The following is a 3,690-nucleotide window of genomic DNA, read 5'->3' as shown; positions in this document are numbered from 1 at the left end:
TCCGCCTCATCGACCACCTTGGCCGCCATCGTCGCCATCGCCTCGCTGTCGGCGAACGGCATCAACGCAAGCAACTGCCCCTGCACCAAGCGCATCAGCACCGCCAAGGTATCCTGCTCGGTCGAGATCGACAGATTCAGCTCGCCATAATCCCCAAGGCCCGAGGTAAAGCCGACGATCTTGCGCTGCATCCCCCGCGCCCGCGCGCTGGCATCCGCGCCCACGCCAGCCGCGCCAGCACGGGCACCCGCGCCTGCGCCAACAGCCACCGCCCCAGCACCGGCTTCCTCGCCACTGCGCAACAGCCGCTTATCGACAAAAGGATCGATACAAGCGACCCACTGCGCCTTGGCATGCAGCGCCTCGACCACCGGCTGCCAAGGCGCGTAATCGATGCGCCCGAAGATCAGGTGCTCCTTATGCGTGGTCTGCGGATGGCGCAGCCGCGCCGAGAGATCGGCATGCCGAGTCTGGATGCGCAGGCGCCGATTGCTCAGCAAACTCTGGCGGCGCAACGGATCGCCGGCCTGGATCGGTCGCGGATATTCGCAGATCGGGAACTGGCTGATCGTGGTGGCGTTGACATCGAACGCGAACGGCAGCGCCGGCTCGGTCTCGCCGGCCAAGCCGCCGGCAAGGAAATGGAACAGGAACGCAACGTCATACAGGCGCCGCTCCTGATGCACCAGCTCCACCATGCGCTCGCGGGTCGGCGCGTAACGATGCCCCACCGACAGTACCAGCGGCCGCCCGCGCTCGCGATAGGTCTCGGACAACCGATGCCGCCAGGCCGCGAGTCGGCTTTCCATCGCCATCGGCGACGACGAGGTGGTATAGACCATCACTTCGCAATGAAACGCCGGCCAATCCTTCGCCGTCGTCTGCAGATAGTCGCGCAGGAATTGATCGACGCCGGACAAAATGGTGCCCAATTCCTCGACATGCAGCGCCAGGATGCGCAGCCCATCGTCGGCGAACGGATAGAGACGCCGGTAATCGTCCAACACCCGCACCACCACCTCGCGCTCCTCGCTCGCGGCGATGAGCTCGCTCACATCCTCGTCGTCGTCGCTTTCCTCGTCGCGCAGCAGGGTCTGCACCGCCAGGCTGCGCTCCGCCGCCTGCTCGCGCCCGAGATGATGCAGCAGCCCAAACGACTTGATCTCGGCCGACAGATGTTGCGCGGCATCCACCACCAGCCCGGCCAGCGGGCGATGGATCTCGACCAGCTTGCGCAAGCGCGCGAACGCGCCCTTGCCATCGCGCCCCAGCACCAGTTCCGCCGCCGCCTCGGGAAAGCCCTCGCACAGAAAACGCGCGCGCGCGTGCATGAGTTCCAACACCGGCGGACTGATGCCAAAGACCACCGCCGAGCGCAGATAGGCATCGTTCGCCGCCATGCTGTCATCGACCAGCAGGAAGGCCTTATAGAACCGCCGCAAGACTTCCTGACTGCCCAGCACCTGCGTATCCAGCGTCCGCTCCGCCAGCGCTTCATAGGCATGCAAAAGCGGCAGAAAATGCGTGCGCATGGCCTGGTAGTCGCCATGATCCCGCGCATGCGCGAGCCAATCCCGATACGCCGTCGACAGCGTCTCCACCAGACGCCACAGCGCGGGATCGACCGCGCTCGGCGACAGCCCGGCGAGCAGATCGACCAGGCGCAGTTTACCCAGCGCCAGGCTCACCAGCCGATTCGCCTCTTCTTCATCGGCGGCATAGAACAGCGCCGTCATTTCCACCGACGGAATCTGAAACGCTGGCAGCAGACAAGGCGTGCCGGCCTCCTCCGCTTCCGCCCAGCGCTGCAACACCGTGCGCACACACTCACTGCGCACACGCTCGGGCTGGGTCGGTTCCAGCCCCCACTGGAACGGCCGCGAGAAATCGCGTTCGTCCTCCGCCGCCTCAATCACCACCCGGAATTGCAGATGCGGCCGCGCGCGACTGGTGCCATAGGTCAGTCCCGCATCCGGCGCGGCATCGCCGTCCGCCGACGCCCGATCCCCGATCGGCAGCTGCAATGAAAGCGGAATCACCCGTTCCCAGGTCTCCGGCGGTGCCTGTGCCTGCTCGTCGTCCACCGGCAGGCGAAAATCGACCCGCTCCAGATCCTCGGCCAGCCCGCCGAGACAACTGCGCAATAATTCCGCCGCTTGCAGATGCGCGCCTTTGCCGCCCGCGTCATCGTCACTGAGATCGTGCTTGAATGCCTGCACCTCGATGCGGATCGCCGCGATCCGCTCGACCAACGGCAAACCCGGCTGCTTCTGCAGATCCAGTAGCGTCAGCCACACCGCTTCCAGAAACGACTCCAGGCTCAGCCCGCGCAGGCGCCGGGGCGTCTTTTTTTCGGTTGGGACCGAGGACTGACGCTGCTTCAGCACCTCCAGCATCGGCCCCAGATCCGACTGCATCAGCCGTTGCCGCGCGCTGGTATCGCCCTCGAAGATGAAGCGGCGCAAGGTCTCGCGATAGGCCGCCGCATCCGCGTACAGCGGCTGATCGTTGACCGTCGCCGGCACCTCCAGCACGCCCTCATCGAACGCCTTTTCGAGCTTATCCCACGCCTTCTTCTGCTCGGTCGGGGTTTTGTAGCGCTTATGCGAAACGAAATCGGCCGCGCGCTTGAGCACATCCTTGGCACGCTTATCCCGAGGCGCGGCGAAAAACGGCGGCAGATCCCAAAATGGCAGCTTGGCGTACAGGCGATCGAGCACATCGGTCAGCGAATGCAGATCGCGCCCGTCGCCGACCACCTCCTGATCCAAGAATCCGGCAAGGCGTTCGAGTTGGCGCGGGCGCACCTCGAACAGTTCATGCAACACCTGATCGAAGCGCTCGATCTCGGTGGTGGTCGCCGACAATCCCAAGCGTTCATCGATGCGCTCGACCCATGGCATGAAGCTTTGCCCCAGCGACTGCCAGACCCAGGCCTCATCCAGGCAATGGAAGCTCGCCAGCCCGCCCTGATCGGAGGCATGATTCAAGCCCACCAGCACCACCACCAGCCCATCATCGTCGGCGCGACGGGTATGATTGCGATACCAGGTCAGCCGATCCTCCTCGTCGATCCAATGTCGCTCACCGTGACTGCCCAAGCCCCCCAGCCGCTTCATCGCCTGATCCAGCTCCGCTGCCGGCTGACGCCGCTGCCACTCCTGCCAAAGCCCGGTCGCGACACGAAAATGACACTCGATGCGCGCGCGCTGCAGCCAGTTCGCGCGATGCGACTCGAGCGCCTTGAACAGTTGAAAGCTATTCTCCGGCCCCAGGCTCTGGATGATGAAACGCGCCTCACGCGGGCCGGCCTGATCCGACAACACGCGATCCCACTCGGCGCACAGTGACTCGGCGAGGGATTCGACAAACAGATTCATCAGCTTCATCAGCGCGTCTCCTCTGGGCCGGGGTTATGAACAATCGAGACGGCATCCGAGAGTTCGATCAGGAACCCGCCCTGTTGCAACGCCTCCTCGACCCAGGCCGTGCTGACATCCAAACCATAGTTCCTCTCGCCTGCGCCACCGCTCGACCAGGCCACCGCCGTCGCCAGCGGCTCGCCGCCCAACGCGATCCCATAATGGGCGAACACCCGCTTGTAGAACTCGGTTAAGCGCAGATATTCGCCCGGCTTGACCAGCGCCGCAACCAAGAACCGGAGCAAGCTGGGGTGGAGGACGAAGCGCT

At 64.7% G+C, this 3,690-nt stretch carries 1 protein-coding gene and 1 pseudogene; both read right to left on the bottom strand.

What is annotated here, in order from left to right:
* Positions 1-3,389: pseudogene (locus tag ACLFQI_RS12415) on the bottom strand (hypothetical protein); the annotation flags it as partial.
* Positions 3,389-3,690 (bottom strand): hypothetical protein (locus tag ACLFQI_RS12410; protein WP_410759776.1); only part of this gene is annotated, 302 nt, incomplete at its 5' end. The pseudogene ACLFQI_RS12415 and the gene ACLFQI_RS12410, both read right to left, overlap by 1 nt.

Origin of the sequence: Halochromatium sp. (assembly GCF_046541315.1) — a bacterium.
Lineage (GTDB): Bacteria > Pseudomonadota > Gammaproteobacteria > Chromatiales > Chromatiaceae > Lamprobacter.
The sequence above is the reverse complement of the archived record's forward strand: the minus strand, read 5'-3'. Positions and strand labels throughout refer to the sequence as shown.